General features: G+C 70.8%; 28 protein-coding genes. 12 read left to right on the top strand and 16 right to left on the bottom strand.

The window, feature by feature from the left end:
- Positions 1 to 7 precede the first annotated feature (7 nt).
- Entirely contained in the window at positions 8 to 703 is a 696-nt protein-coding gene (locus tag OG870_RS43210) for an alpha-ketoglutarate-dependent dioxygenase AlkB family protein (RefSeq protein WP_266587287.1), read from the bottom strand.
- Between the two features lie 80 nt (positions 704 to 783).
- On the opposite strand from OG870_RS43210, the gene OG870_RS43205 reads away from it, so the two are divergent.
- Positions 784 to 1,917 (top strand): methyltransferase, encoded by a 1,134-nt coding sequence (locus OG870_RS43205; RefSeq protein WP_266527626.1) that lies wholly within the window; start codon positions 784 to 786, stop codon positions 1,915 to 1,917.
- Here the strand turns inward: OG870_RS43205 and OG870_RS43200 are convergent, their stop codons facing one another.
- Together OG870_RS43200 and OG870_RS43195 are read right to left on the bottom strand one after the other, a co-directional pair.
- Positions 1,918 to 2,802: a class II fructose-bisphosphate aldolase gene (locus tag OG870_RS43200; RefSeq protein WP_266526325.1), complete on the bottom strand. Its 885-nt coding sequence runs from the start codon at positions 2,800 to 2,802 to the stop codon at positions 1,918 to 1,920.
- Between the two features lie 36 nt (positions 2,803 to 2,838).
- Positions 2,839 to 3,720 carry an SIS domain-containing protein gene (locus tag OG870_RS43195; protein ID WP_266526327.1) on the bottom strand — a complete coding sequence of 294 codons (882 nt, stop codon included), beginning with the start codon at positions 3,718 to 3,720 and terminating at the stop codon, positions 2,839 to 2,841.
- 188 nt (positions 3,721 to 3,908) lie between these two features.
- Between OG870_RS43195 and OG870_RS43190 the strand changes: the two genes are divergently transcribed.
- The 3 genes from OG870_RS43190 (at position 3,909) to OG870_RS43180 (ending at position 7,430) form a co-directional block, all read left to right on the top strand.
- Entirely contained in the window at positions 3,909 to 4,688 is a 780-nt protein-coding gene (locus OG870_RS43190; protein WP_266526328.1) for a DeoR/GlpR family DNA-binding transcription regulator, read from the top strand.
- Between the two features lie 99 nt (positions 4,689 to 4,787).
- On the top strand, positions 4,788 to 6,635 hold the full coding sequence (locus tag OG870_RS43185; protein ID WP_327692085.1) for a glycoside hydrolase family 15 protein: 1,848 nt from the start codon (positions 4,788 to 4,790) through the stop codon (positions 6,633 to 6,635).
- Positions 6,636 to 6,776: 141 nt separating this feature from the next.
- Positions 6,777 to 7,430, top strand: a complete 654-nt coding sequence (locus OG870_RS43180; RefSeq protein WP_327692084.1) for a hypothetical protein — start codon at positions 6,777 to 6,779, stop codon at positions 7,428 to 7,430.
- 75 nt (positions 7,431 to 7,505) lie between these two features.
- Here OG870_RS43180 and OG870_RS43175 read toward each other — a convergent pair whose 3' ends face one another.
- From OG870_RS43175 to OG870_RS43135, 9 genes are all read right to left on the bottom strand, one after another.
- Positions 7,506 to 8,501: an alpha/beta fold hydrolase gene (locus OG870_RS43175; protein ID WP_327692083.1), complete on the bottom strand. Its 996-nt coding sequence runs from the start codon at positions 8,499 to 8,501 to the stop codon at positions 7,506 to 7,508.
- Between the two features lie 133 nt (positions 8,502 to 8,634).
- A complete protein-coding gene (locus OG870_RS43170; protein WP_266526336.1) occupies positions 8,635 to 9,618 on the bottom strand; it encodes a S1C family serine protease in 984 nt (327 codons plus the stop codon).
- 145 nt (positions 9,619 to 9,763) lie between these two features.
- Positions 9,764 to 10,879, bottom strand: a complete 1,116-nt coding sequence (locus OG870_RS43165) for a GNAT family N-acetyltransferase (RefSeq protein ID WP_266526338.1) — start codon at positions 10,877 to 10,879, stop codon at positions 9,764 to 9,766.
- Positions 10,880 to 11,179: 300 nt separating this feature from the next.
- Positions 11,180 to 11,809 (bottom strand): YciI family protein, encoded by a 630-nt coding sequence (locus tag OG870_RS43160; protein ID WP_327692082.1) that lies wholly within the window; start codon positions 11,807 to 11,809, stop codon positions 11,180 to 11,182.
- A gap of 47 nt (positions 11,810 to 11,856) precedes the next feature.
- The gene (locus OG870_RS43155; protein WP_266587271.1) at positions 11,857 to 12,195 is read right to left on the bottom strand and encodes a hypothetical protein; all 339 of its coding nucleotides are present in this window, start codon (positions 12,193 to 12,195) and stop codon (positions 11,857 to 11,859) included.
- Between the two features lie 148 nt (positions 12,196 to 12,343).
- Positions 12,344 to 13,609 carry an NAD(P)/FAD-dependent oxidoreductase gene (locus tag OG870_RS43150; RefSeq protein ID WP_327692081.1) on the bottom strand — a complete coding sequence of 422 codons (1,266 nt, stop codon included), beginning with the start codon at positions 13,607 to 13,609 and terminating at the stop codon, positions 12,344 to 12,346.
- Entirely contained in the window at positions 13,606 to 14,400 is a 795-nt protein-coding gene (locus OG870_RS43145; protein WP_327692080.1) for an amino acid ABC transporter ATP-binding protein, read from the bottom strand. Before OG870_RS43145 ends, OG870_RS43150 begins: the two co-directional genes overlap by 4 nt.
- Positions 14,397 to 15,152 carry an amino acid ABC transporter permease gene (locus tag OG870_RS43140; protein ID WP_327692079.1) on the bottom strand — a complete coding sequence of 252 codons (756 nt, stop codon included), beginning with the start codon at positions 15,150 to 15,152 and terminating at the stop codon, positions 14,397 to 14,399. Before OG870_RS43140 ends, OG870_RS43145 begins: the two co-directional genes overlap by 4 nt.
- A 69-nt stretch (positions 15,153 to 15,221) precedes the next feature.
- A complete protein-coding gene (locus OG870_RS43135) occupies positions 15,222 to 16,160 on the bottom strand; it encodes a substrate-binding periplasmic protein (protein WP_266526348.1) in 939 nt (312 codons plus the stop codon).
- 197 nt (positions 16,161 to 16,357) lie between these two features.
- Here OG870_RS43135 and OG870_RS43130 point away from each other — a divergent pair, with 197 nt between their 5' ends.
- Both OG870_RS43130 and OG870_RS43125 read left to right on the top strand, forming a co-directional pair.
- A complete protein-coding gene (locus OG870_RS43130) occupies positions 16,358 to 17,578 on the top strand; it encodes a CdaR family transcriptional regulator (protein WP_327692078.1) in 1,221 nt (406 codons plus the stop codon).
- Positions 17,579 to 17,643: 65 nt separating this feature from the next.
- Complete coding sequence (locus OG870_RS43125) at positions 17,644 to 17,766, top strand: hypothetical protein (RefSeq protein WP_327692077.1); 123 nt, start codon at positions 17,644 to 17,646, stop codon at positions 17,764 to 17,766.
- A 214-nt stretch (positions 17,767 to 17,980) separates the two neighbouring features.
- Here OG870_RS43125 and OG870_RS43120 read toward each other — a convergent pair whose 3' ends face one another.
- Positions 17,981 to 18,829: an SMP-30/gluconolactonase/LRE family protein gene (locus OG870_RS43120; protein WP_266587263.1), complete on the bottom strand. Its 849-nt coding sequence runs from the start codon at positions 18,827 to 18,829 to the stop codon at positions 17,981 to 17,983.
- 217 nt (positions 18,830 to 19,046) lie between these two features.
- On the opposite strand from OG870_RS43120, the gene OG870_RS43115 reads away from it, so the two are divergent.
- Both OG870_RS43115 and OG870_RS43110 read left to right on the top strand, forming a co-directional pair.
- The gene (locus OG870_RS43115; protein ID WP_266526356.1) at positions 19,047 to 19,469 is read left to right on the top strand and encodes a hypothetical protein; all 423 of its coding nucleotides are present in this window, start codon (positions 19,047 to 19,049) and stop codon (positions 19,467 to 19,469) included.
- A gap of 73 nt (positions 19,470 to 19,542) precedes the next feature.
- Positions 19,543 to 19,944 carry a hypothetical protein gene (locus tag OG870_RS43110; RefSeq protein ID WP_266587259.1) on the top strand — a complete coding sequence of 134 codons (402 nt, stop codon included), beginning with the start codon at positions 19,543 to 19,545 and terminating at the stop codon, positions 19,942 to 19,944.
- Positions 19,945 to 19,968: 24 nt separating this feature from the next.
- Here the strand turns inward: OG870_RS43110 and OG870_RS43105 are convergent, their stop codons facing one another.
- On the bottom strand, positions 19,969 to 20,781 hold the full coding sequence (locus OG870_RS43105) for an SAM-dependent methyltransferase (RefSeq protein WP_266587257.1): 813 nt from the start codon (positions 20,779 to 20,781) through the stop codon (positions 19,969 to 19,971).
- 80 nt (positions 20,782 to 20,861) lie between these two features.
- Here OG870_RS43105 and OG870_RS43100 point away from each other — a divergent pair, with 80 nt between their 5' ends.
- Positions 20,862 to 22,268: a PP2C family protein-serine/threonine phosphatase gene (locus OG870_RS43100; RefSeq protein ID WP_323179408.1), complete on the top strand. Its 1,407-nt coding sequence runs from the start codon at positions 20,862 to 20,864 to the stop codon at positions 22,266 to 22,268.
- Between the two features lie 23 nt (positions 22,269 to 22,291).
- On the opposite strand, the gene OG870_RS43095 is transcribed toward OG870_RS43100, so the two are convergent.
- Positions 22,292 to 22,738 carry an ATP-binding protein gene (locus OG870_RS43095; protein WP_266526362.1) on the bottom strand — a complete coding sequence of 149 codons (447 nt, stop codon included), beginning with the start codon at positions 22,736 to 22,738 and terminating at the stop codon, positions 22,292 to 22,294.
- Between the two features lie 187 nt (positions 22,739 to 22,925).
- On the opposite strand from OG870_RS43095, the gene OG870_RS43090 reads away from it, so the two are divergent.
- From OG870_RS43090 to OG870_RS43080, 3 genes are read left to right on the top strand one after another with little or no spacing between them, the layout of a single operon-like run.
- Positions 22,926 to 23,804 carry a helix-turn-helix domain-containing protein gene (locus tag OG870_RS43090; protein ID WP_266526364.1) on the top strand — a complete coding sequence of 293 codons (879 nt, stop codon included), beginning with the start codon at positions 22,926 to 22,928 and terminating at the stop codon, positions 23,802 to 23,804.
- Positions 23,801 to 24,094, top strand: coding sequence for a DUF397 domain-containing protein (locus OG870_RS43085; RefSeq protein ID WP_266841811.1), 294 nt, complete (start codon positions 23,801 to 23,803; stop codon positions 24,092 to 24,094). The genes OG870_RS43090 and OG870_RS43085 overlap by 4 nt, the downstream gene beginning before the upstream one ends.
- The gene (locus OG870_RS43080) at positions 24,091 to 24,897 is read left to right on the top strand and encodes an SAM-dependent methyltransferase (protein WP_266587255.1); all 807 of its coding nucleotides are present in this window, start codon (positions 24,091 to 24,093) and stop codon (positions 24,895 to 24,897) included. The genes OG870_RS43085 and OG870_RS43080 overlap by 4 nt, the downstream gene beginning before the upstream one ends.
- A gap of 81 nt (positions 24,898 to 24,978) precedes the next feature.
- Here OG870_RS43080 and OG870_RS43075 read toward each other — a convergent pair whose 3' ends face one another.
- Positions 24,979 to 26,034 (bottom strand): glycoside hydrolase family 5 protein, encoded by a 1,056-nt coding sequence (locus OG870_RS43075; protein WP_266526367.1) that lies wholly within the window; start codon positions 26,032 to 26,034, stop codon positions 24,979 to 24,981.
- Between the last annotated feature and the right edge of the window lie 207 nt (positions 26,035 to 26,241).

Below are 26,241 nucleotides of genomic sequence, written 5' to 3'. Positions count from 1 at the left end.
CCCCGGCCTACAGGCCGCTGACCCGGAGCGTGATGTTCAGACGTCCGGTCAGTCCCAACTCGGGCGGTGCGGTGCCCGCGTGCACCCGGGGAACGCCGTGGTACGCGAGCCGGGACGGGCCGCCGAACACCAACAGGTCGCCGCTGCGCAGTTCGACCTCCGTGTAGGGCTTGGTGCGGGTCTCGGTGTTACCGAAACGGAAGACGCAGCTGTCGCCGAGGCTCAGGGACACCACAGGGGCGTCCGACTCCTCGTCGCTGTCGCGGTGCATGCCCATGCGGGCGTCGCCGTCGTAGAAATTGATCAGCGCTATGTCATACGGAACCCGTGTCGGTGCCCCTGCCCCTGCCCCTGTCGGTGGTACGTCACGTGCCACCGGAGGCGGCGTCCCCAGCGCGTCGGCGACCGCCTGCCGCCCCAGCTCGTCCAGCCACGCCGGAAACGGCTTCACCGGAGCGCCGTCACCGTCCACGACGGTGTCGGCATAGCCGTACGGATACCAGTGCCGGCCCAGGCAGACCTGGCGTGCGGTCATCGTGCCGCCGCCCGGTGTGCGGACGGTACGCAGGCCGGCCGGTGGCCGGGCCCATGCCCGGCACGCGTCCAGCAACTGCCGCTGCCGCCCCGCGTCCAACCAGTCCGGCACGTGCACGGCGCCCGGCGCGATTTCCTTACGAGCCCTGGGAAACAGCTCGGCATCCATACGCTCCATCCTGCCCGACCGGCCGCGCGACGGGTTCTGAGCTGGGGCTCGGCTAGCCTTGAGGCACGATGAACGACCGTATGACGACGCCGTGGGGCGAGTTCGCGCTGGCCCGTTTCCCCGAGGACCCGCGCGAGAGGCTGCGCGCCTGGGACGCCTCCGACGCCTACCTGCTCAGGCACCTGGCAGACGAGCAGGTCCCGCTGTCCGGCACGGTCGTGGTCCTGGGCGACCGCTGGGGCGCTCTGGCCACCGCGCTCGCGGCGCACGGGCCCGTGCAGATCACCGACTCGTTCCTCGCGCAGGAGGCGACGCGGGCGAACCTGGCGCGGGCCGGCGTCGAGACCGGTGCCGTGCGGCTGCTCACCACCCAGGACCCGCCGCCCGACCGCGTCGACGTCCTCCTGGTGCGGGTGCCCAAGAGTCTCGCGCTGCTGGAGGACCAGTTGCTGCGGCTGGCGCCGGCGGTGCACGAGGGGACGGTCGTCGTCGGCACCGGCATGGTGAAGGAGATCCACACCTCGACGCTGCAGCTCTTCGAGCGGATCCTGGGACCGACCCGCACCTCGCTGGCGGAGAAGAAGGCCAGGCTCGTCTTCTGCACGCCGGACGCGTCGCTTGCGCGGCCCGCCAACCCGTGGCCGTACAGCTACGCCCTGCCCGGCGGTGTCGGCCCTGCCTCGGGGCGCACCGTGGTCAACCACGCGGGTGTGTTCTGTGCCGACCGGCTCGACATCGGCACCCGCTTCTTCCTGCAGCATCTGCCGGCCGCGCGCGCCGACCGGCGGGTGGTGGACCTGGGCTGCGGCAACGGGGTGGTGGGTACGGCGGTGGCGGTGGCCGATCCGACGGCCGAGGTGCTGTTCGTGGACGAGTCGTTCCAGGCCGTGGCCTCGGCGGAGGCGACGTACAAGGCGAACGGGGTGCCGGGGCACGCGGAGTTCCGGGTCGGGGACGGGCTGGCCGGGGTGCCGGACGGCAGTGTCGACCTCGTGCTCAACAATCCGCCGTTCCACTCGCACCAGGCGACGACGGACACGACGGCCTGGCGGATGTTCACCGGGGCGCGGCGTGTGCTGCGGCCCGGTGGCGAGTTGTGGGTGATCGGCAACCGGCACCTCGGCTACCACGTCAAGTTGCGCAAGGCCTTCGGCAACAGTCAACTGGTCGCGAGTGACCCGAAGTTCGTGGTGCTGAAGGCCGTCAAGGAGTGATCACGCCGGTGGGCGGCCAACGGTCCGGATGATTCCGGTCACCGCCCGCACCATCGCCTCCCTCCCCACGCTCAGGTACTCGCGCGAGTCGACCGCCTCGGGATGGGCGGCGAGGAAGTCGCGGATCGCGCCGGTCATGGCGATGTTGAGGGCGGTGCCGACGTTCACCTTGGCGATGCCGCCCGCGACCGCCGCGGCCAGTTCCTCGTCCGGCACTCCGGAGGAGCCGTGCAGGACGAGGGGCACGTCAAGGGCGGCGGCCAGCCGTTTGAGGAGCCCGTGGTCGAGGGTGGCGGTGCGGGTGGTCATGGCGTGCGTGCTGCCGATGGCCACGGCCAGGGCGTTCACGCCGGAGGCGGCGACGAAGGCGCGGGCCTCCGCGGGGTCTGTGCGGGCGCCGGGCGCGTGGGCGTCCAGCGGGGGCTCGGCACAGTTGTCCCGGCCGCCCGGCCCTGCCTTGCCGCCGATCTGTCCCAACTCGGCCTCGATCCACAGGCCTTGGGCGTGTGCCCAGTCGGCGGCGGCGCAGGTCGCGGCGAGGTTCCGGTCATAGGGCAGGCGGGCCGCGTCGTACATCACGGAGCTGAATCCGGCGTCCGCGGCCTGCCGCAGCAGATCGTCGCTCTGGACGTGGTCCAGGTGCAACGCGACGGGCACAAGGGCGCGTTCGGCGGCGGCGACGGTCGCGCGGGCGAGCGGGAGCAGGCGGCCGTAGCGGAACTTGACGGCGTTCTCGCTGACTTGGAGGACGACGGGGGCATCCGCCGACTCGGCGCCGGCGATGACGGCCTCGACGTGTTCCAGGGTGATGATGTTGAAGGCGGCGACGGCGGAGTGCTCGGCGGCGGCCCGGGTGACGAGTTCGCCGGTGGTGACGAGGGGCACGGTCAATCCCTTCCAGTACGAATCCCTTCCGATAGGTCAGGGGGCGAGGATCACCGAGCGGGTGAGGTGGCGGGGCCGGTCCGGGTCGAGGCCGCGGGCCGCGGCGACGGCGACCGCGAGTCGCTGGGCGCGGACCAGTCCGGCCAGCGGGTCGAGTCCGTCGGCCACCCACAACCCGCCGGTGGCGCGGACCTGTTCGGGCAGGCCCTCAGGGGCCTCGCCGAGCATCCAGGCCGCCGTGCCGTGGGTGGTGATGCTGATGGGGCCGTGCCGGTACTCCATCGCCGGGTAGGCCTCGGTCCAGGCGAGGGAGGCCTCGCGCATCTTCAGCCCGGCCTCGTTGGCCAGGCCGACCGTCCAGCCCCGGCCCAGGAAGGTGAACTGCGTGCAGGCGACGAGCCCTTCGGGCAACGGGGTCGCCAGGGCGGTGCGGGCGTCGTCGACGACGGCGTCGGTGTGGAGGCCGAGATGGGCGCGCAGCAGGGTCAGGGCGGTGGTCGCGAACCGCGTCTGTACGACGGACCGTTCGTCGGCGAAGTCCAGCACGACGACGACGTCGGCGGCGGCCATGACCGGGGTGTCCGGGTCGGCGGTGATCGCGGTCGTTCGTGCGCGCCCCTTCAACCGGCCGAGCAGGTCGAGGACTTCGGTGGTGGTGCCGGAGCGGGTGAGGGCCACGACACGGTCGTAGGAGCGGCCGTGGGGGAACTCGGAGGCGGCGAAGGCGTCCGTCTCGCCCTGCCCGGCGCTCTCGCGCAGTGCGGCGACCGCCTGCGCCATGAAGTACGAGGTGCCGCACCCGACGATCGCGACCCGCTCGCCCGGCGCCGGAAGCGCCCCGCCATGCCGGGCCGCCTCCGACGCGGCCCGTATCCAGCACTCTGGCTGGCTGCTCAGCTCGTCCTCGACGTGCGTCATGCCGGATCCTCCCTTGCCTTGATCCCTGGCCTGATTGATTTCAATGTTTCGATCGGCTCAATGGTTCGATCGATATGATTGTTCCTGCAAGATATAGCGAGTTTTCGAGCAGAATCAAGCATTCAAGCGCAGACGGGGTGCGCTAAGGTCACCGGGAGATCAAGGAGCGGGAGGAACGGAGGGTGGGCATGTCGCGGGACGCCCGCTGGAAGGCGCTGCTGGAGCTGCTCGTGGAGCGCGGACGGCTGGACGTCGAGGACGCGGCCGCCGAGCTGGGGGTCTCGGCCGCGACGATCCGGCGCGACTTCGACCAGCTCGCCGAGCAGCAGATGCTGGTCCGCACCCGGGGCGGCGCGGTCGTGCACGGAGTGTCGTACGAACTGCCGCTGCGCTACAAGACGGCCCGGCACGCCTCCGAGAAGCAGCGGATCGCGAAGGCGGTGGCCGATCTCGTCGCGCCCGGCGAGGCGGTGGGGCTGACCGGCGGCACCACCACCACCGAGGTGGCGCGCGCGCTCGCCGTCCGCAGTGATCTCGCTTCCGGGTCTCCGGCGCTCACGGTCGTCACGAACGCGCTCAACATCGCCAACGAGCTTGCCGTGCGTCCCCAGTTCAAGATCGTGGTGACCGGCGGGGTCGCGCGCCCGCAGTCGTACGAGCTGATCGGGCCGCTGGCGGACGGTGTGCTCGGCCAGATCACCCTCGATGTGGCCGTGCTCGGCGTGGTCGCCTTCGATGCCGCACACGGTGCCGCCGCGCACGACGAGGCGGAGGCCGCGATCAACCGGCTGCTGTGCGAGCGCGCCGAGCGGGTGATCGTCGCCGCCGACTCCAGCAAGCTGGGCCGGCGGGCGTTCGCCCGGATCTGCGCGGCCGAGTCGGTCGGCACCCTCGTCACGGACTCGGCGGCGAGCCCGGACACGGTGCGCGGCTTCGAGGAGGCGGGGATCACCGTCGTCGCGGTCTGACCCTCCGCAGTACGCCGTGACCTGAGCGATCCTCGCGCCCACGTGCCCGAGTCCGCCTAGGCTGGGAGCGGGACCGCGGGGCCGAGCAGGGAGGCTGCGATGAGCTCGGAAGCGTCGGAAGCGATCGACCAGGGCGGCCCCGGGGGTGCTCCCCGATATCTGCCGATCGCCGAGCACGGTCTGATCGGCGACCTGCGCAGTGTGGCCCTGGTGGGCACCGACGGCACGATCGACTGGTACTGCTGCTCGGCCTTCGACGCGCCGAGCGTCTTCGCGTCGATCCTGGACGCCGAGCGCGGCGGCTCCTTCGAGCTGGCGGCGGCTGTCCCGGCGAAGACCAAGCAGTTCTACTTCCCCGACACGAACGTCCTGATCACCCGCTTCTTCACCGAGGAGGGCGTCGGTGAGGTGCAGGACTTCATGCCGGTCAACGGCAGGGGCGTGGAGACCGAGCGGCACCGGGTGATCCGGCGGGTCGTGTGCGTGCGCGGATCGGTCCCCTTCCGCACCCGGGTCGCCCCGCGGTTCGACTACGGCGCCCGGCCGCACATCGTGCGCATGGCCGGCGAGGCGACGGTCTTCGAGTCCGACGGGCTGTCGCTCGCGCTGTCGGCGACCGTGCCGCTGGAGGCGGACGGGCTCGACGCGCGGGCCGACTTCAAGCTCTCCGAGGGCGAGACGGCGGTGTTCGCGCTGGACCAGGTGGGCGGCGACGTGGAGCCGCGCCGGTGCGCGAAGACCGAGGCCGAGGAGCAGTTCGGCACGACGGTGGCGTATTGGCGGCGCTGGCTGTCCGCCTCCAAGTACCGCGGCCGGTGGCGGGAGATGGTGCACCGCTCCGCCCTCACCCTGAAGCTGCTCACCTACGCGCCCACCGGCGCGATCGTGGCCGCGCCGACCACGAGCCTGCCCGAGCAGCTGGGCGGCGAACGCAACTGGGACTACCGGTACGTGTGGGTGCGCGACGCCGCCTTCTGCGTGTACGCGCTGCTGCGGCTCGGCTTCACGGAGGAGGCCGAGGCGTTCATGAAATTCCTCACCCAGTACGTCAGTCCGTGCACCGACGGACAGTCCGCTCCCCTGCAGATCATGTACGGCATCGACGGCCGCACCGACCTCACCGAGCGCGAACTCGACTACCTGGAAGGGCATTTCGGCTCCGCACCGGTACGGATCGGCAACGCGGCCGCCGACCAGCTCCAGCTCGACATCTACGGCGCGCTCATCGACTCGATCTACCTCTACGACAAGTGGGCCAAGCCCATCTCCAGCGGCCAGTGGGACGACGTGTGCACGCTGGTGGAGTGGGTGTGCGAGAACTGGGACCAGCCCGACGAGGGGATCTGGGAGACCCGCGGAGGCCGCAAGAACTTCCTGTACTCGCGGCTGATGTGCTGGGTGGCGATCGAGCGGGCGATCCGCATGGCCAACCGGCGCGGCCTGCCCGGGGACCTGCCCCGCTGGCGCGAGGCCCGCGACAAGATCTACCGGCGGATCATGAAGCGGGGCTGGTCGCAGACCCGGCAGGCGTTCGTCCAGCGCGAGGACAGCGACGTGCTGGACGCGGCCGTCCTGATGATGCCGCTGACGAAGTTCATCGCGCCCACCGACCCGAAGTGGCTGTCCACACTGGACGCCCTCACCAACGAGCTGGTGTCCGACTCCCTCGTCTACCGCTACGACGCACTGGCCAGCCCCGACGGACTGCGCGGCGACGAAGGCACCTTCTCGATCTGCTCGTTCTGGTACGTCGAGGCGATGGTGCACGCCGGGCGCATCGACGAGGCGCGCCTCGCCTTCGAGAAGATGCTCACCTACGCCAACCATCTCGGCCTGTACGCCGAGGAGATCAGCCACACCGGCGAGCAACAGGGCAACTTCCCACAGGCGTTCACGCATCTGGCGCTCATCAGCGCGGCGTTCAACCTGGACCGGGCCCTCGGCTGAGGACCCCCGCGGGAGGTGTTGGCAGCACCACCCCGCATCCGCCGCCCAGGCCCAGGGACGCCGAGCCCCGCGGCAGGAAGGATTCATGACGTCGGCAAGGGACCGACTCGGAATCCACCTCTCCAGCTCGGGGGAAGAACAATGAACGAAGTTCTCGCCAGGCGTCTGACGGGCGTCGCCGGTATCGCCGCCGCGACCGCGCTCATCGTCGAAGTGCCCCTGTACTTCATCTACTCGGGCCCGCCGCCGGACGCGAACGTCCTGGCCCGGCTTCTCCTCGGGATCATCGGCCTCGCATGCCTGGTCCTGTTCGTGACGGCATTCCGTGAACTGGTCAAGCGCACGCGTCCCGACTACGAGTGGGCGGGTTCGCTGGCATACTCCACCGGGCTGGTCTACGCGACGATCACCCTGGTCTCCATGGGTCTGGAGGCCGGCGCGGTCATCGCCACCGACCATCCGATCGATCCGACGATCACGGTCAACGGCACGTACATCCTCTACGGATCGATCTCCCGGCTGATGCTCGGCCTCTTCCTGACCACGGTCGGTTACACCGTCGCACGCACTGACATGCTGCCGCGCTGGATCAGCCGCTCGGCCTACGTCCTCGGCGCGATCAACCTCGCGTTCGTGCCGTCCCTGTTCTTCGGCAACACTCCCGCGAACTTCTATGCGGCGAACGGCTGGGGCACGACCGCCCTGATGGGGACGATCCTCAGCTACTGGCTGCTGGCCGTCGGAATCTCCACCTACCGAAGCTCCTCGCGCCTGCGCAGCGCCCTCGCCGCGTAGCCTCGGGAACCGGTCATCGAGCGGGCGGGACAGCGATCAGCTGTCCCGCCCGTCCGCATGTGTCCTCACACCGCGCTATGCCGGACATCGGACGTCGAGGGAGCCGAGCCAGTCGATCAGGATCCGGTTGATCTCCTCGGGGCGCTCCTGCTGGATCCAGTGGCCGCAGCCTTCGAGGATGTGGGACGAGGTCAGACCGGGAAGGGTGCTGGGGTACGCCTCGATCGCGTCCGCCAGCCAGGCGGTGGACGCGTCGAGGGACCCGCCCAAGAACAGCGAAGGCTGTGTGACGGGGGCGCCGTGGTGGGCGGCCAGGTCCTCCCAGTCCCGGTCCATGTTCCGATAGCGGTTCAGTGCCCCGGTCAGGCCGGTCCGCTCGAACTCCTCGGCGTAGACGTCGAGTTCGTGCTCACCGAGCCAGTCCGGCAGTCCGCCCTCCGGGAACCTGTCGCGCAGCGTCCCGCCGCGGCCGACGAAGTGTGGATCGGGCGCGCCGGGCGCGGGCATGGTGCCGGCCGACAGGGCGGCGTAGAAACCGGCCAGCCAGCCCCGGACGTCGGGCTCGATCTCCGCCTCGACACGGCCGGGCTGCTGGAAGTAGGAGACGTAGAACTCCTCCTCACCGCCCATCGCCGCGAAGACCTCACTGGGCCTGGGGCCGCCGGGCGGGGTGTAGGGCACGCTCAGCAGGCCGACCGCACGGAACACGTCGGGCCGCAGCAGAGCCGAGGTGGCGGCGATGGTCGCGCCCCAGTCATGCCCGACGATCACCGCGGACCGCTCACCGAGGGCGTCGACCACGGCGGCGTTGTCCGCCACCAGGTCGAGCATCCGGTACGCCGCCACGTCCCCGGGTGCGGAGGAGCGCCCGTAGCCACGGACGTCGAGGGCCACGGCACGGTAGCCGGCGGCGGCCAGGGCCGGCAGCTGGTGTCGCCACGAGTACCAGGACTCCGGGAAACCGTGCACGAGCACCACCAGAGGTCCACTGCCCTGCTCCACCAGGTGCGTACGGCCGCCCGGTGTCGGCACCAGGCGGTGGGTGCGGTCGGCGTCGGGGGTCTGCGGCATGGGTTCCTCCCGGGGCGAGCGTGACCAGGTGCGTGGACGACGATCATCCGGCGGACGGAACGTTGACGGCGATGTCTGTTGCTGTTTCGGCAACACGGCCGGGCTCCCCGGGGCGAGTGTGTGCGGCTCGGCGTCAGTCGTCCGCGACCAGCTCCGTGGGCGTGGCGATGACGTCGACGAGGGCGTCGCCACGCAGCGCGGTCAGGGGGAGCGGCCGACCGATGGCGTCCTCGAGCATCAGTCGCTGCAGTGCCTGTGCGCTGGTGACCGGTGCGCCGTGGGCGGTGATCAGCAGGTCGCCGTCCCTGAGGCCGGCGCGGGCGGCCGGGGAGGCGGGCACGACCTCGATGATCCGCAGGCCCGTGGGCCGGCCGGTGCGGGCCCGCGGCAGCGGCGGCAGCGGGGCGGGGATGCCGGCGAGGCCGAGGTAGGCGCGGCGGACCCGGCCCTCGGAGAGGAGGGTCGCGATGATCCGGCGGCTGGTGCCGTTCACCGGGACAGCCAAGCCGAGGCCGACGTCGGCGATGGCGGTGTTGATGCCGACGACCCTGCCGTCGGCCGTGGCGAGCGCGCCGCCCGAGCTGCCCGGATGGAGGGTGGCGTCGGTCTGGACGACGTCGTCGATGACGCGGGTGGCCCCGCCCGCGCTCGCCGGCAGTGACCGGCCCAGCGCGCTGACCACGCCGGCGGTGACGCTGCCGGTCAGTCCGAGCGGATTGCCGACGGCCACGACCAGCTGCCCCACCCGCAGGGCGTCGGCCTCGCCGAACCTGGCCGGAGGCGGGGTCGGTCCGTCGGCACGGACCACGGCGAGATCGGAGAGCGGGTCGGCTCCGATCACATGGAAGGGGGTGGTCGTGCCGTCGGCGAAGGACGCCGTACCGGCGTCGGAATGCCCGACGACATGGGCGTTGGTGAGCAGGAAGCCGTCGTCGGTGAAGACCACCGCGGAGCCGGTCCCCCGCACGAATCGCCCGCTGGGGCGGCGGTGCGCGACGTTCAGTGCCGCCACCTTCGGCGTGAGCTCGGCGGCGACCGAGGTGACGATCTGCGAGTAGGAGTCCAGTGCGGCCTGCTCCTCGTGGGAGCGGTCGGGCTCGGAGAGTGTGTCGGCCACGGATCGACCTTTCCGCTTGCCCAAGGGCGTGTGTTACATGCTTACACCCTTGCTCCGGCAGGCGGTCCGGACTTCGCTGCCGGCGGACGCCGACGGCCATCGGCGGCTGCGGGCAGCCGCCGACACGGCAGCCGTCGATGTGCGCTCAGCGGGCGCGGGGCCCCGCGGTGCCGGAGTCCGTCCGTCTCGACGTGCGCAGTGTGCCGACCGTCTTCAGCAGGCGGTCGGCGGGGGCGCGCAACTCGGGGTGGGCGTTGACCGTGTTCCGCAGGCCCCGCACGGGTCTGCGCCACAGCCGGTGGGCCGCGGCGACCGGGTGGGGGCGGCTGGCGAACCCTTCCGCCACGCGCAGCTCCCGGGTCTTGAGCCAGTCCTTGTACTCCTTGTCGCCGCGCCCCAGGTCCATGAGCGTGATCCCGTGCCGGGCCGCCGCCTCCGCCGTCCGCAGATGCATCATCAGCCCGGGCGAGTAGTAGTGGAGATCGGGGTCGTACGCGGTGAACCAGGCGGCGAGCACCGTGCGCGATCTGGGCCCGAAGTGCGCCGCGACCGGCCGGTCACCGGCGTACAGCACCGACAGCACACCGGTGAAGTGCTCCTCCTGGACCTGGTGGAGATGGTTCACCAGGTCGACGATCCACGGCCGGGCGAAGCGGTCCATCCGGCCCGTCCTGCGGTACTGGGCGGACTTCCACTGCATGAGCCGGTGCAGCATCCGCGGATCGCGCTCGTCGAACTCGAAGCGCAGCTCGCCCACGTCCCGCCCGATGCGTCGTTCCTTCTTCAGCGTCGTCTTGGCAAGTCCCGGATACGCGCCGCGCAGCCACGGGGCGTAACCGCTCTCGTCGGGCTTCAGGTCGACGACCGGAGAGGCGAACATCCCCGTGACGTGCCGTCCGAACGGCTTCTGTTCCTCCACGAGATGATCGAACTCGAAGATGGAGAGGCCGCAGGCCTTCAGCAGTTCCTGGGCCTCCCAGGTGACTCCGGGGCGGTGCACCAGCGCCTGGCAGTCGGAGAGGCCGAGACCTATGGCCTTGCCGACGCCGAAGGCGTTGCGCTCGAAGGGGAGGAAGCCGGACGGCCGCCCGTCCTCACGCAGGACCGCGACCCTGGTTCCGGCGCGGTACCGGCCGATCCCGAGCGCGAACTCCGGCGCCAGGAAAGGGTTGGCGTACTCGGGCGACTCGTCCATCGCGCGGTGCCAGGCCGCGCGCAGCGAGGCGTTCAGTTCGTCGACTCTGTGGATCGTGACATCCACGTCAGATCATCCGCCCTTCCACAGGCTCCGCGAGTGACGTTCCGACCGCGGCACGGGCCGGTAGAGCGTGTGGACCCCTGTTCACTGATCGCATCGGCGACCGCTCCCCCCGGTGACGTCCCCCCGCGGCTCATGGTCCGCGTCCTACCACTTCCTTGAGTATCAGCCGATTCCACGCCGTGTACACGGTCGTTCCGCGGTTGACCCTCAGGTTCCGAACTGTACGCCGAGGATCAAACGTCGCGAAACAGTACGCATGTTGTCAAGAGCGCCTGCCGCAACAAATGACCGCGGACCTCGCTAGGCCGCAGGCCGCCCGCCGAACTGCCAGTCGTGGATCTCGACGCTCTCGTAGAGGCCCTCGCGGGCGTACGGCTCGTCCGCCATCATCGTCTCGGCGGCGCTCCTGTCCCGCAGTTCGACCAGCAGGGCCGTGCCCGTCCATGCGCCGCCGTCCGGGGACAGCAACGGGCCGTAGGCGATGAGGTGTTCGCGGTATCCGCGGTCGAGGTACCGGTGGTGCGCCGCGTCGAGGGGCGCGTGGGCCGTGGTCGTGCCCGGCTTGCCGTGCGCGATGATCAGGAAACGTCGGTGTCCGGCCACTGCCCCCGTGAACTCCCACATGGTGCGGCCCAGGACGTTCCGCCAGCGCCGTACCAGCACCTCCTCCTCGTAGACACCGGCCTTGTGGTTGGGTTCTTCGAACGCGAACTCGTGCGCGGCCGCTTCGTCGGGCAGGCCGACGATGTGCATGCTCCCGGTGACCGCGGTGCCGTCGGCGGTGAACGTAGGGCCGCGCGCGATCATCGTGTCGGCGTACCGGTCCATGAACGCCCAGTGATCTTCGGTCAGTTCCGACCGCAGTGCCCATGTTCCCGGCCGGTCCCGGCAGTAGAAGAAGTAGTCCACGTCGCCCCTCCGAAGGATCATGCGGTCCTCGGGACAGTAGCGGCGATCGGGACGGCGGGCATCGCGATTCACCCGCCCTTCTGCTGACCGCCGACGAACGCCAGGGCCTCCCGGGCGAGGGACGACCAGGTCAGGGGGGAGGCCGGGGAGAGGCTGAACCACTCCTTCATGGGCGTGCCCTTGTTGGCGTCGAAGTTGTCCCCCTCCCCCGCGTCGACCAGCGCGTCCACCCGCTCCTTGGGGAGCTTCACCACCAGCCGTCCGCGGACCAGCATCGCGAAAATCCTGCCGTGCACCCGCAGCGCGGTCCTGCCGAAGCCGGAGCCGGAGCCGCCGGGCGGAGTGACCGCGGGGAGGCCGAGCAACTCGGTCACCAGGTCGTCGAACCGTTCCTCCGCCGGTGTCATGGCCGTCCTCCCGCATCCCGCGGCGACACCTGCGCGGCCCGGTCCGCGCGGGAGCGGTCCTCGTGCCGGGCCCGCGGACCGGCTCTGTCGCCTCGCAGCATGCGGCATGGATACCTCACCGGGTGTCGCCGTACAACCACCGCGTTCCTCAATGGCGCAGTCGGTCGAAGCGGAACGGTTCCAGGGCCCGGGGGCGGTTGCCGGTGCGGACGTACTCGGTGAGGGTGTGGCCGGTGACCGGGCCGAGGGTGACGCCGAGCATGCCGTGTCCGGTGGCCACGAAGGCGTTGTCGTGGCCGGGGACACGGTCGATGACGGGGAGCCCGTCAGGGAGGAACGGCCGGCCGCCGACCCAGGGGTCGCGGATCAGGCCGACGAGGTCGTCCGGGTCGTCGAACCAGCGGCCCAGGTAGTGCCGGCTGGCGAGGGCGACGGCGACCACGCGGCGCCAGTCCAGGCGGTTGTTGTTGCCGCTCAGTTCCATCGTGCCCCCGATCCGTGTCGTGCCGGCGATCGGTGAGGCGACCGCCCTGCGTTCGCCGAAATAGAGGGTGTGCCTGGGAGCGGGGTCCAGGTCCACGGAGAAGCTGTAGCCCTTGCCCGCCTGGAGGGGCAGCGGGTGTCCCAGCGCCCCCAGCAGCCTGGACGAGCGCATGCCGGCGGCTATCACGACCGCGTCGCACGGGATCTCACCCAAGTCGGTGCGCACCGCGGTGACTTGGCCGCCGGTGGTCCTGAACCCCAACGCCTCCGCGTTCTCGTGGACCTTCACCCCGGCCGCGGCGAGCGCCCGACCGAGGCCGCGGGCGAAGGCCTCCGGGTCGACCACGCCCTCTCCCTCGACGAGATAGGCGGCGCGCACCCCGGGCGACAGCGCGTCGTCCAGAAGTCGGGCCTCGTCCCCGGTGGTGACGTCGTCGGGGAGCGGGTAGCGGCCGTCGGCCATCTCCCGTTGTACGGCGAGGTGGTGGCGGGCCTCGGCCGGGGAGAGGAAGGCGTGGACCATGCCGGGGCGGGTCAGGGTGGTGTCGACGCCGGCCTCGCGCAGGCCGTCGAAGAGGTCGAAGGTGGTGCGGTTCAGCTCGGCGACCGCCGCGTAGCCGCGCCGGAAGGCGGCCGGTGTGCTGCTGCGCCAGAACCGCCACAGCCAGCGGACGAAGGCCGGGTCGGGCAGGGGCCGTAGATACAGGGGCGAGTCCGGCCGGCCGAGCGAGCGCAGTGCGTACCGTACGACTCCCGGTGCCGGCACCGGCGTCGAGTGGCTGAGGCAGATCCAGCCCGCGTTGCCCCTCGACACCCCGGAGCCCAGACCGCGCCGTTCGACGACCTCCACCGCGAGGCCCGCCTCGGCCAGGTAGTACGCGGTGCACAGTCCCACCACGCCGCCGCCGAGCACCACCACGGGGGCGGTCATGAGGCCGACTCGTACGCGGCGAGGAACTCCCGGGTGCGGGCCTGGGCGGGGCGGTCGAGGACGTCCCGTGGTGCGCCCTCCTCCACGATGCGCCCTCCGTCGACGAAGACGAGGTGGTCGGACACCTCACGGGCGAAGGGCAGTTCGTGGGTGACCAGCAGCATCGTCATGCCGTCGGCGGCCAGTTCACGCATCACGCCGAGCACCTCCCGGGTGGCCTCCGGATCGAGGGAGGAGGTGGGCTCGTCGAAGAGCAGCACCTCGGGGCGCAGCGCCAACGCCCGGGCGATGGCGACGCGTTGCTGTTCTCCGCCGGAGAGCTGCTCGGGCTGGGCGAGGCCGCGGTGGGCCACACCGACCCGGCGCAGCAGCGTGACGGCCCGTTCCAGCGCCTCGTCCTGCGGCACACCGGCCCTGCGCTGCGCCAGGACGACGTTCTCCACGGCCGTCAAATGCGGGAAGAGGTTGAAGCGTTGGAAGACCATGCCGACTGTACGGCGCAGCCGGGGCAGGTCGCGGCAGACCGTGCGGCCGCCGCTGTGCACCACCTCGCCGGCCACCTCCACGGTTCCCCGGTCGGGGCGTTCGAGGAGGTTGACGCAGCGCATCAGGGTCGTCTTGCCGCCGCCGCTCTGGCCGATGACGCTGACGATGCGGCCGCGGTCGACCTCCAGGCCGACGTTGTCGAGTACCAGGCGGCCGTCGAAGGACTTGCTCAGGCCGTCGATCCGTACGACCACCTCGGTGGTGGCCGGTGGCACGGTCTTCGCCGTGGTGACGGGCTCGGTCATACGGCCGCCTCCTTCGGGTCGGCTGTCGCGCCGAGGTCGGCGGCGAGCAGCGCGCGGGCGGCGCGCATCCGGCGCCGTCGCCAGGGGGACAGGGGGATGCCGGCGCGCACCTTCCGCTCCAGCAGCAGGAGGAGTTGGGAGAGCGGGTAGCACAGGGCGAAGTAGAGGGCGGAGATGACGAGGTACACCTCCAGTGCCCGGAAGGTGGCCGAGGTGATGAGGCGGCCCTCCGACATCAGCTCGGCGGCGGAGACGGTGACGAGCAGCGAGGTGGACTTGAGCAGGTCGACCAGCATGGTGTTGGTGCCGGGCATGGCCTGCCGGACGGCCTGTGGCAGTACGACCTGGGCAAAGATGCCCGCCCTGCCGAGGCCCAGCGCCTCGCCCGCCTCGGTCTGTCCGGTGTGTACACCGCTGATCGCGGCGCGGAAGATCTCGGACAGGTAGGCGGCGTAGAAGACGATCAGGCTGAGGCAGCCGGCGGTGAACACGTCCAGCCGGATCCCGGCCGAGGCGAGACCGAAGTAGGTCAGGAAGATGATGGCCAGCAGCGGGACGTTCTTGAACACCTCGGTGTAGACGGCGGCGACGGCCCGTGCGGGCCAGGCCCGGTTCAGCCGGAGCAGCGCGACGGCCAGGCCGAGGAGGACCGCGCCGACGAAGCTGACCAGCGTGTAGGAGACGGTGCGCCAGAGCGCGTCGAGCAGGTCGGCCCGGTAGTCGGACCAGGGGACCTGGAACAGTCCTGACATGTCAGCTCCTCACTGATCCTCTGTGATCGTCACTGGTTCGCACTGCTTCTCACTGGTTCTCACTGGTTCTCACTGGCCGATGGACGGCGGCGTCCAGTTGCCGGGCCGGTCCACGCCGCGGCGTGCGGTGGCGATGTCGGCGGCGGGCTTGAGGAACTGCTCCGGGTCGCCGCCGTACTTCTTGACGAGCTTGGCCAGCTCGCCGTTGGTGTACATGGCGTCGATCTGCGCGGAGACCGCCTTCTCCAGCTTCGTGGCCTTCTTGGGGAGGTAGAAGCCGGTCTGGTACGGCTGGAAGTACGCGTAGGCGGGCTTGGCCTTGACCTCGGCTGCGGTCGGCGGCGTCAGGTACTCCGTCCTGATCTTCAGCTCCGGGCGCTGTCTCTGCGCGGCGATGATGATCAGCGGGTCGAGGAAGCCGACGTCGGCGCGGCCGGCGCCGAGGTCGTCGAACACGCCGGTGGCGTCCGGGTAGGCGTGCAGCCTGGCGCCGGGCACGGCTTGGATGGACTTGACCCAGACGTAGCCCTCGACCGTGCCCAGGTTGAGGCCCTTGAGGTCATTCACCGTTTTGTAGGTCTTGCCGCTGCGCACGGCCATCGCCGGGGGCGAGTAGTAGGGCGGGTCGGTGAACAGTCCCTGCTTCTGCCGGTCGGCGGACCAGGCGACACCGCCGATGGTCATGTCCACCCGGCGGGACTGCACTCCGGCGAGCATGCCGGCGAAGTCCGTTACCTGCGGCTTGACCTGGAGGCCCAGCTTCTTGGCCACGTAGGCGAGGATGTCGCCGTCCAGGCCGACGATTCTGCCGCCCTGGACGGTGGTGTAGGGCGCGTAGGGCTGGACGGCCACCTTGATGACGCCGGGCGTGAGCGTGCCCAGGGCGGCGGTCTTCGCGGACACGTTCTTCGGGGAGTCGTCGCCGTCCGAACTACAGGCGGCGACCGTGGAAAACATCAGCGTCGCTGACAGAGCGACGGCGAGCGAGCGCACACGGATCATCGGCATGGGCCTTCCGTATCGGCCTGAGGAGCCCGCCGTTCACCGCGCTGTGCCCCCGGCGGGGATATCGGTTGGGCCCATACGCTAGAGATCGGTCCAGGTGTGCGTCACCGTTCACTTCGTACGAACTTGTGGCCGTGCTCGTCCGATCGCCTGTACGGTGCGTCCAGTCCTCGGCCCGTTGTCCGACGGGAGGAACAGTCGTGCTGAGTCCGTCACTCGCGCAGGAGATCGCCGGCGACACCTCCGCCGTCATCGGCTTCAACGTGCTGATCACCGACGCGGAGGGCATGGTCATCGGCAGCGGTGACAGCAGTCGCGTCGGCTCCTTCCACGAGGCGTCGGTGGAGGTCGTGCGCACCCAGGAACCGGCCACGCACAACGCCTCGCAGGCCCAGCAGCTGCGCGGGGTGCGCCCCGGCGTCACCCTGCCGCTGGTCGCGGGCGGTCAGGCGGTGGGCACCGTCGGGATCACCGGCACCCCCGCCCAGGTACGCCGCTTCGGACTGCTGGTGAAGCGCCAGACGGAGATCCTGCTCAGGGAGTCCGTGATGCTGCGCTCCCGTCTGCTCTCCGAGCGGGCGGCCGAAAAGCTGCTCGCCGACATCGCCTCGTACGATCCGCAGGTCGTCGAGGGCGACTTCCTGGTGTTCCGTGCCGCCGAACTCGGTTTCGACCTGCGGCTGCGGCGGGTCGCGGTGGCCATCGAGGTGACCGTGCCCGAAGGGGCCGCACGCCGCCGGAACGGCGCCCCCACCCAGGACGTGGCACTGGTCCGCACGGAACTGCTGCGCACCGTCCGCGAGGTCTTCGCCGACCCGCAGGACATCGTCGCCGGCACCGCTCCCGGCCGGATCGGCGTCCTGCACCGCTGCACGGCCCGGCACCGGACGGCGGCCCTGGTCACCGACTGCCGGCGGGTCGTCGACCTCATCGCCGCGCAGGACGGGATGACCGCCCGCGTGGGCATCGGCGAGCCCGCCTCCTCGGTCGGCTCCCTGCACGACTCCTACCAGGACGCGTGTGACGCCCTGCGCCTGGGCGGGAGCCCGGCGGGCGAGGCGAGTTGGGGAACCCCGCACCCGAAGGGTGGTGCGGGCCCTCCCGTCCATCTGATCGCCGAGCTCCGGGTGCATCAGGTGCTGGCCTCGGTGACCCAGTCCGCCCGCAACCGCCTGGTCGACCTCACCACCGGCGATCTGCGCGCCCAGCCGGACTGGCCGGCGCTCCGCGACACGATCACCGCCTGGTGCGAGAGCGGATTCAACCTCGTACGGGCCTCCGCCGCCCTGCACATCCACCGCAACACCGTCGTCTACCGTATGAACAAGATCGAGCAGATCACCGGCCGGCCGTTGCGCGACCATCGCACCACCATGGCCCTCTATCTCGCCTGCCTCGCGGACCAGTTGGGCAGTGGCTGAGAGCTGTTCCGTTCCCACTCGGCTCCGCGCACGCGCCGTTGACACCTCGCACCTTCCGCGTCACGGTGAGGGCCCGTCGTGCGGCGATCCATCCCTTCATCCGCGAGCGGGCCCTGCGTACCGAACAGGAGAGCAACGTGCCGGGCGAGGTCGTCGCGGCGCTCACGGACGCGGGATCTACCGGATGAACGTCCCCTGGCGGTACGGCGGTTACCAGACCCGGCTGCGCACCCAGGTCGACGCGCTGACCGAGATCGCCGCCGGGTGCGGCTCGACCGCCTTCACGGCCCTGATCCAGGCGGGCTGCGCCCTTCGTCAACCCCGCGACCAACCTGGAGCTGTACGGCAGGGTCCTGTCGGGGCTCGACGCGGGCACGCCGTTCCTGTAAGGCACGGCCGGTGCTACGGCCGGCCCGCTCCCGGCACCTCGACCGGGACGGAGAGGACCTGACCGGTGCCGGGTGCCACCAACTCGGCCTCCGTCATGCCCTGCCAGCGGGCCGCCGTGATGAACAGCGTCCTGCCCTCGGGACCGCCGAGCACGCAGGCGAACGCCCCGCGGTCCAGCGTCACGGTCTGCAGGACCTTGCCGCCCTCGGCGACGCGCACACAGCGCCGGTGGGGGACGTCGGCGTACCAGACGGCGTGCTCCGCGTCGAGGCAGATCCCGTCCGGCGTGCCCTCGCCCACGTCGGCCCAGACGCGCCGGCCGGACAGACGTCCGTCGGCCTCGATGTCGAAGGCGACCAGACGGTGACGGTAGGAGTCGGCGACGATCAGCGTGGAGTCGTCCGCGGTCACCGCCATGCCGTTGGGGAAGGCGATGTCGTCTGCCACCTCGCGCACCGAGCCGTCGGGGGCGACCAGGTGGACGGAACCGGGTCGTGCGTCCTCCCCCGCCATCGGGTCGAAGTGGGCGCGATTGACGTAGGTGTTGCCGCGGCCGTCCGCCACGATGTCGTTCCAGCCCGGGACGCCGAGATCCGCGTAGAGGGCCAGGCTGCCGTCGGGCTCGCGGTGCAGCAGCCGTCCCTGCCCGGACGAGACGATCAGCATTCGGTCGTCGGGCAGCCAGGCGGTGCACAGGGGCAGCGACGGCACCCGGGCGACGACCTCGCTGCGTCCGGCCAGGTCGACGGCGACGACCTCGCCGGCGGTCCAGTCCGAGAAGTACAGCCGGTCACCGTGCCAGCGGGGTGACTCGACCAGGCCAAGGCCGGTGAGCAGCGTGGATACCCGGGTCATCGTCATCACAGCCCTTCTTCGTGACCGGCCCCGTGCCGGCCTCCCACCCTCCACACGAACGGCAGCCGCCCGGATCGACATATCCGACCGGAAATCCGGGAGATCTCCGACGTCCACCGGACCATGAGGCCCTGAGACCCTGAGACCCTGAGACATCACAGGATGTTTCCTGCCTCGTTCGATGCCATCGTCGTTGATCATCGGCAATCGAATGGAGGACCCGATGCTGACACCACGACCGATCCGGTCCCGGCTGGGATCGGCGGCCGCCGCGGGGGCGGCCGTCGCCCTGCTCGCCGGGGCCGGGCTGCTCACGGCGGGGCCCGCGCAGGCCGATCCGCGCCCGTGCCCCGGCGCGGGCCCGGGCGACCCGGCGCGCTGCGCCCAAGTGATCGACATCGATGCGGGCTCGTCCCTGGTGATGCGCACGGCACCGCGCTACGGCGCCGGGGCGGTGGCCCGGTTCGGCAACGGGCAGTGGCTGGAGCTCGACTGCTGGACCACCGGCGACCCGGACGCCGACGGCCACGGCTACCGCTACTGGATGCAGGTCTCCACCGGCAGCGCGAGCGGCTACGTCAACGACTGGTATCTCGACAGCGGCGGTCCGAACGTCTGGAAGTCCCGGATCCCCCAGTGCGCCTGATCCCGTCGAACCAATGGAACGGGTCGATCGGGTCGAACCGGTCGAACCGGTCGAACCAACGGAGGAAACCCTGATGAAGCGTCTGCGTGCCCTCACCGCGACGGGCGTCGCTCTCACCGCCGCGGCCGCGGCCGTCCTTGCCGGCGCGGGGCCGGCCGGCGCCGCGATCCACTCGTGCAGCATCTCCGGCGACCCGGCCGTGTGCGCCAACGTCACCGGCATCGACGCCGGGTCCTATCTGGCCGTACGCACCGCCCCCAGGTACGGCGCGTCCGAGTCCCCGGTCTTCGGCCACCACCACAACGGGGACGAACTCGGCATCGACTGCTGGACCACCGGTGACCCGGACGCCGACGGGCACGGCTACCGCTACTGGATGCGGGTCGACAACGGCATCGGCGACGGCTACGTCAACGACTGGTACCTGAACACCGGCGGCCCGGGCACCTGGAAGTCACAGATCCCGCAGTGCTGAGCGGGCCGCCCGGCCGGGGATCGGCTAGGGACCCTTGCGGCCGACTCCCGCGTACACCCAGTACTCCGACGGCTTGTCCGGGATCAGGTCGTCGGGGGCCGGGCGCCACAGCGGCACGTAGACCAGGCCCGGGTCCACGAGGTCGAAGCCGGCGAAGAGTCCGCGGATCTCGTCGTGCGAGCGGGCGCTGACCGGTGAGGTGGCGCGGGAGCGGTACAGCTTGCCGACGGCGTCCGCGGTGTCGGGGCGGTCCTGGTTGGTCGCGTGGGTCAGCGCCAGCCAGCTGCCGCCGGGCAGGGCGTCGTGGAACGCGGCCACGATGCCGGCCGGGTCCTCCTCGGGCGTGACGAAGTGCAGGATCGCGTTCATCAGTACGGCCACGGGCTGATCGAAGTCGATCAGTTTCCGCACCTGCGGGGAGGCCAGGACGTCGGCCGGCCGCCGGATGTCGGCGTCGACGATGTCCGCGTCCGGGTTGTCGGCGAGCAGGGAGGTGCTGTGGGCCACGGCCACGGGGTCGTTGTCCACGTAGACCACACGGGCGCCGGGGCTCGCGGCCTGCGCCACCTCGTGGACGTTGCCCTGGGTGGGGATACCCGAGCCGAGGTCGATGAACTGCCGCACCCCGGCCTCGATCAGGAAGCGCACGGCTCGTCCCAGGAAAGCGCGGTTGGCCCGGGCCAGGGTGCGCACCTGGGGATCGATGGCGGTGAAGGCCGCGACGGCCTCCCGGTCGATGGCGAAGTTGTGCTGCCCGCCCAGCATGGCGTCATACATACGGGCGACGCTCGCCTTGTCCGGATCCGTCCCCGGTTCGATTCCTGCGCTGTCCGGCACGACAACTCCCTTTCCGGCCGGGGGTCTTGACGCGTCATCATATAGTTGCCGACGACGCGCGGCGAGCCATCCCGATCACCGTGCGTCCGGAGCCCCCACCCGGAAAGGCACGACCCCTGCGGAACGAACCTCGCAGCCGCACCAACGACACACCCGCCGACCCGCCTTCGCCCCGACGGTCGGCCTTCTCCCCCGCGGCGGACGCCATCGGCTCGGAACTCGAGCTGTGGCTGACCGGCAGTCATGTCGTGCACGCGCTGACGCCCGGATTCTGCGACGCGGCGTCGGTCTACCTGCTGGAGCGCTGGCTGCGCGAGGAGAACGCGTACCCGGCCGCGGATCCGCCCCAGATAGAGGCACGCCGCCTGGCGCTGCGCGTCGGAACGGACGCGGCCGAGGACTGGGACGGGGTGCTGCCGGCCGGCGAGGTCATCGTCTTCCCGCGCGAGACTCCGTACGCGCGCGCCCTCGCCGCCGGACACGCGCAGCTGCTCGACGCGGTCGACACCCACACCTCCGAGCGGCTCACGGCCTCCGGAGGCGGCGACACGCGGATCGAGGACCTGCTGAGCGTCTCGTCCTTCCTCGTCGTCCCGCTTCATCTGCGGGGCACCGCGGTCGGCTTCGTCGCCTGCACGCGCGGCGCGGATCGGGCCCCCTTCCGGCCCGCGGACATCGTGGCCGTGGAGTCGCTGGCCGCGCGGGCCGCCATAGCCCTGGACAACGCCCGCCGTTACGAGCGCGAGCGCCGCACCGCCCTGGCCATCCGGGGCAGCCTGCTGCCCGGCACCGCCCACGAGGCCGAGGGGTGCCGCATCGCCCACGGCTGCCTTCCCGCCGGGCAGGGCAACATCATCGGCGGTGACTGGTTCGACGTGCTGAAACGACCCGGGGACCGGGTCAGTCTGGTCGTCGGGGACGCCATGGGGCACGGCCCGGAGTCCGCCGTCGCGATGATCCAGCTGCGCACCGCGGTCCGCACCCTGGCGGGGCTCGACATCCCTCCCGCGGATCTCGTACGGCGCCTCGACGCGCTCGCCTGCGACACCCCGGGAGCCTCTTTCGCGACCTGCATCTACGCCGAGTGGGACGCCCGGCAGCGCACCTGCACGCTGGTCGGAGCGGGCCACCCTCCCCCACTGCTGCGCGGCCCCTCCGGCAGGACCGCGCCGGTCCCGCTCACCAGTCCAGGTCTGCCCCTCGGGCTGGGCACGGGCAGCTACGAGGCCACCGTGCTGACCGTGGACGAACCGGCCCTGCTCGTGCTCTACAGCGACGGCCTGGTCGAGTCCCGCGACGCCGACATCGACCAGGAGATCAGCCGCCTCGCACGCGCCGTGGACACGGCCTCCCTCGAACCCTCGGCCGACGACGACGCGGACCGGCTGCAGGCCCTGTGCCGCCGGCTGCTGCGCTCCCCCTCCGGCGCGGCCGGCGCCGACGACCGGACGCTGCTGCTCGCCGAGCTGACGCCCGCGAAGGACTGAACTCGCCTTCTGGAGCGGCGGGTTCAGGTCCAGGCCCGCAGGTTCGCCCACACGGCGTTGCCGCCGGTGAGCCTGGACCGGTCGACCCCCCAGGTGTCCGCGATGGCCTCCACGAGGAGCAGTCCGCGGCCGCCCTCGTCGTCGGGGCCGGGCTCGCAGCGGGGCAGGCCGACGCCCGTGTAGTCGTGGTCGTGCACCTCCAGGCGCAGGCACCCGTCCGTGACGAGGCCGATGCCGCACAGGATCCGCGCGCTGAGCGTGTGCCGCAGGGCGTTGGTGGCCAGCTCGGACATGAGCAGGACGGCGTCCGCACACAGATCGCCCGGCAGGCGCCACGCGCCCATCCGCGCGCTCATGGACCGACGGGCGACCTTGATGCTGGAGCGGTGCGGAGGCAGTTCGAGCCAGTGCGTTCGTTCCGGGTTCGCGGCGTCTAAGAGCTGCGGGGAGGAAGTCGTGTGGGGGGACACGGCGGTTGCCTTCCAGGAGAGCGGGCGCGCTGTGATCGTCGTAACGAATCACACAAGTAACTATGCTCACAGGGCAGTTCAACCTGCAACCAGCTGCCTGATAATTTCATGGCGCCGGTATCGGTGTGCTGACTTCACCAAGTCACCTTCGATACCTGTTCAGTGACGGCCCCTCAGGAGGTAGGACGTGAACGAAGGTCGGCCGGGCGCGGGCAGTGGCTCCAGCGCACCCACCGTTCTCCGCATGATCCTCGGCCGGCGCCTGCAGGAGCGGCGCCAGGGTGCGGGCGTGTCACTGGAGGACGCGGCCAGGGCCCTGCGGGTGACGTCCCTGACCATTCGCCGCCTGGAGAAGGCGGAGGTCGCCCTCAAGCCGCTGTACGTGGAGAAGCTGCTGGAGACGTACGGGGCGGACCAGCAGGAGATCGAGGAGTTCGTCGCCCTCGCCGAGCGGGCCAACGAGCCCGGCTGGTGGCACATGTACCGCGATGTGCTGCCGAGTTGGTTCAGCGGTTACGTCAGCCTTGAGAGCGGGGCCACGACCCTGCGCACCTACGAGCCCCACTATGTGACGGGCCTGCTGCAGACCCACGCCTACGCGCGTGCCGTGCTGCGCGGCGGCCTCCCGAACGGCAGCGAGGAGGACCTGGAGCGGCGGGTGGACCTGCGACTGCGCCGCCAGGGCCTGCTGGACAGATCCGACGCCCCCACGCTGTGGGTGGTGATGGAGGAGGCCGTGCTGCACCGGGTGGTGAGCAGCCCCGAGGTGATGCGGGAGCAGATCGACCGGCTGCTTGAGGTCTCGGAGCTTGAGCACGTCAGCGTCGACGTCGTGCCGTTCACCGCCGGCGCCCATGTGGGGGCGTGCGCCCCCTTCACCTACTTCCGGTTCGAGGAGCGGGAGCTGCCGGACATCGTCTACAGCGAGATCCTCTCCGGTGCCATGTACCTGGACCAGCGTTCGGACGTGGCGGCGCATCTGGAGGCGCACAACCGCATGTCCCTGCTGACCTCGGACGTGGACAGCAGGGGGCTTTTGAACCGCATGCGAAAGGAGTACTCATGACCCCGATCGACGGCAGTGTCCGCGACGTCTACAACGGCATGCCGGCGGCGGACCTCGGCGAACAGGGCTGGGAGTCTCCGTGGAGCGGTCCCAACGGGGGCCAGTGCGTGCAGACGAAGCAACTCGCCGACGGCCGCGTGGCGCTCAGGCAGTCGACGGATCCCGCCGGCCCGGCGCTGATCTACACCCCGGAGGAGATCACCGCGTTCATCGCGGGCGTCAAACGGGGCCTCGCCGATCACCTGACCGCCACACACCCCCACCGCACCACTTCGAAAGGGACAGGATGACCAACTCGCACGCCGCGCGGGACATCGACACCAGCAGGCCCCACTCGGCCCGGATGTACGACTACTACCTCGGCGGCAAGGACCACTTCGAGGTCGACAAGCTGGCCGCCGAGACCGTCGCGTCGGTCTACCCGGCGATCTTCGTGTGCGCCCGCGAGAACCGGGCGTTCATGCACCGCGCCACCCGCGTCCTCGCCAAGGAGCACGGCATACGCCAGTGGCTGGACATCGGCACCGGCATCCCCACCGAGCCGAACCTGCACCAGGTGGCCCAGTCCGTGGTCCCCGAGGCGCGGGTGGTCTACGCCGACAACGACCCGCTCGTCCTCAAGTACGCCGAGCGCCTGATGCGCAGCACCGCGCAGGGCCGCACCACGTACATCGAGGCGGACGTGAACGACCCGGCGGCGCTGCTGAACTCCCCCGCGCTGGCCGAGGTCCTGGATCTCGACCGGCCGGTGGCCCTGTCGCTCAACGCTCTGATGCACTTCGTGACGGACGCGAAGGACCCGTACGGCATCGTGGAGCGGCTGCTGGCGGTGCTCCCCTCGGGCAGCGCGCTGGCACTGAGCCACTGCACACCCGACTTCGACCCGGCGACCTGGCAGAAGGTCACCGACATCTACACCAACGCCGGCACTCCGGTGCAGTTCCGCTCGCGGGACGACGTCGCCCGTTTCTTCAGCGGGCTCGACCTGCTCGACCCCGGTGTCTCCGTCGGCCACCGCTGGCGCCCGGAGGGCGACTCGGACGCCACGGACGCCGAGGTCAGCCTGTGGACCGGCGTGGGCATCAAGCCGTAGCGGTCAGGTGTGTGTGGGGGGGCGGGACGGCCCCGGATCCGAGCGGGTCCGGGGCCGTCCCGCGTCCGCGAGGGGGCCGGGTCAGGGCTGGACCGGCTTGCCGCGTCCCCAGGCCCAGGCGAGGCGGTCGGCGCCGGACTGGTTGGTGGTGGCCAGCCAGGGGCGGGCGGCCGGGCCGGTCAGCTTCTGGACCGAGTAGGTGTCGTCGGTGCGCAGTCCGGGCCAGTAGACGGACCCCATCCCGAGCTTGCGGAAGGTGTCGGTGTCGGCCTGGATGAAGTTGACCGAGTTGTTGGTGGCGTCCGGCTTGTCGTAGTCGAAGCCGGTGGTCATCGGAGCGCCGAACTCGTCGGCGACGGTGCGGCTCGCGCAGTTGCCCAGGCGTTCCTTGAGGTCGGACACCCACTGGTCGTAGGTGGCGTAGTCCTTCCAGAACCCGTAGTGGTGCAGCGACAGATAGGTGCCCTTCAGCCGCGGGTCGGCGCAGACCGAGGTGACGTGGTCGTTGTAGCCGGCACCGCTGACGAAGACCCGGTCGCGCGGGACGGAGGGGTAGGTGGCAAGCCACTTCGCGGCGAGGTCGGCCCACTGGGCGTCGGTGTAGCCGTGGGGCTCGTTCATCGGCTCGAAGTAGACGTGCTCGTCGTGCTTGTAGGTCTTGACGACGGTGTTCCACATCGGCCAGTAGGTGGCCTCGTCGTCGATGAAGCCGTCCTTCTGGTCCCCGGTGCCCTCCCAGTAGGACACGATGACCTTGAAGCCCTTGTCCGTCGCCGCGTCGATGACGCCCCGGTACGACTTCCAGTACGAGCCGTTCACGGTGTACGGGTTGATGGGCAGCCGGACGGTGTTGGCACCGAGGTTGGCGCGGAACGCCGAGATGATCCGGCTCGCCTTGGCGTAGGTCCGGGCGTAGCTGTCGGAGAGCGACAGGCCGGAGAGCACGACGGGGTCGTTGGCGTAGTTGTCGCGGGGGTCGGCCCAGTTGACGCCCTTGAACTGGGACGTGTTCTTCGGCGCGGCGGCGGAGGCGGGGGTGCCGGCGAGGGTCGCACCGCTGATCGCGGCGATCGCGACCGCCACGCAGGCGGTACGCAGCCGGGGAGTGAGGCGGCGTTCGGCAGGGGTCTTGCGCATCGACGTGCCTTTCAGGAGGTGGCGGCTCGGCGTCCCGCATGTTTACGTAAACATGAGCTGCCGATGCAGCGGATGTTTACGTGAACTCGGCGGCGCCGGAATCGTGGCATCCGCTCCAGCGGCCGTCAAGATGTCCCACGCGTAACATTCCGGTGCGTCGAGGGAGACGGGAGTGGTGCAGGCATGGACCTGAACGACCGGGCGCAG

This window comes from Streptomyces sp. NBC_00461 (assembly GCF_036013935.1).
In the GTDB taxonomy this organism is placed as follows: Bacteria; Actinomycetota; Actinomycetes; order Streptomycetales; family Streptomycetaceae; genus Streptomyces.
This window is presented reverse-complemented; position numbering and strand designations above follow the sequence as displayed.

Bases quoted from the DNA above. Each gene is read 5' to 3' on its own strand.
- OG870_RS43210 (WP_266587287.1), bottom strand. From the start codon at position 703: ATGGATGCCGAGCTGTTTCCCAGGGCTCGTAAGGAAATCGCGCCGGGC.
- OG870_RS43205 (WP_266527626.1), top strand. From the start codon at position 784: ATGACGACGCCGTGGGGCGAGTTCGCGCTGGCCCGTTTCCCCGAGGAC.
- OG870_RS43195 (WP_266526327.1), bottom strand. From the start codon at position 3,720: ATGACGCACGTCGAGGACGAGCTGAGCAGCCAGCCAGAGTGCTGGATA.
- OG870_RS43190 (WP_266526328.1), top strand. From the start codon at position 3,909: ATGTCGCGGGACGCCCGCTGGAAGGCGCTGCTGGAGCTGCTCGTGGAG.
- OG870_RS43185 (WP_327692085.1), top strand. From the start codon at position 4,788: ATGAGCTCGGAAGCGTCGGAAGCGATCGACCAGGGCGGCCCCGGGGGT.
- OG870_RS43180 (WP_327692084.1), top strand. From the start codon at position 6,777: ATGAACGAAGTTCTCGCCAGGCGTCTGACGGGCGTCGCCGGTATCGCC.
- OG870_RS43175 (WP_327692083.1), bottom strand. From the start codon at position 8,501: ATGCCGCAGACCCCCGACGCCGACCGCACCCACCGCCTGGTGCCGACA.
- OG870_RS43160 (WP_327692082.1), bottom strand. From the start codon at position 11,809: ATGATCCTTCGGAGGGGCGACGTGGACTACTTCTTCTACTGCCGGGAC.
- OG870_RS43155 (WP_266587271.1), bottom strand. From the start codon at position 12,195: ATGACACCGGCGGAGGAACGGTTCGACGACCTGGTGACCGAGTTGCTC.
- OG870_RS43150 (WP_327692081.1), bottom strand. From the start codon at position 13,609: ATGACCGCCCCCGTGGTGGTGCTCGGCGGCGGCGTGGTGGGACTGTGC.
- OG870_RS43145 (WP_327692080.1), bottom strand. From the start codon at position 14,400: ATGACCGAGCCCGTCACCACGGCGAAGACCGTGCCACCGGCCACCACC.
- OG870_RS43140 (WP_327692079.1), bottom strand. From the start codon at position 15,152: ATGTCAGGACTGTTCCAGGTCCCCTGGTCCGACTACCGGGCCGACCTG.
- OG870_RS43135 (WP_266526348.1), bottom strand. From the start codon at position 16,160: ATGCCGATGATCCGTGTGCGCTCGCTCGCCGTCGCTCTGTCAGCGACG.
- OG870_RS43120 (WP_266587263.1), bottom strand. From the start codon at position 18,829: ATGACGATGACCCGGGTATCCACGCTGCTCACCGGCCTTGGCCTGGTC.
- OG870_RS43115 (WP_266526356.1), top strand. From the start codon at position 19,047: ATGCTGACACCACGACCGATCCGGTCCCGGCTGGGATCGGCGGCCGCC.
- OG870_RS43110 (WP_266587259.1), top strand. From the start codon at position 19,543: ATGAAGCGTCTGCGTGCCCTCACCGCGACGGGCGTCGCTCTCACCGCC.
- OG870_RS43085 (WP_266841811.1), top strand. From the start codon at position 23,801: ATGACCCCGATCGACGGCAGTGTCCGCGACGTCTACAACGGCATGCCG.
- OG870_RS43080 (WP_266587255.1), top strand. From the start codon at position 24,091: ATGACCAACTCGCACGCCGCGCGGGACATCGACACCAGCAGGCCCCAC.
- OG870_RS43075 (WP_266526367.1), bottom strand. From the start codon at position 26,034: ATGCGCAAGACCCCTGCCGAACGCCGCCTCACTCCCCGGCTGCGTACC.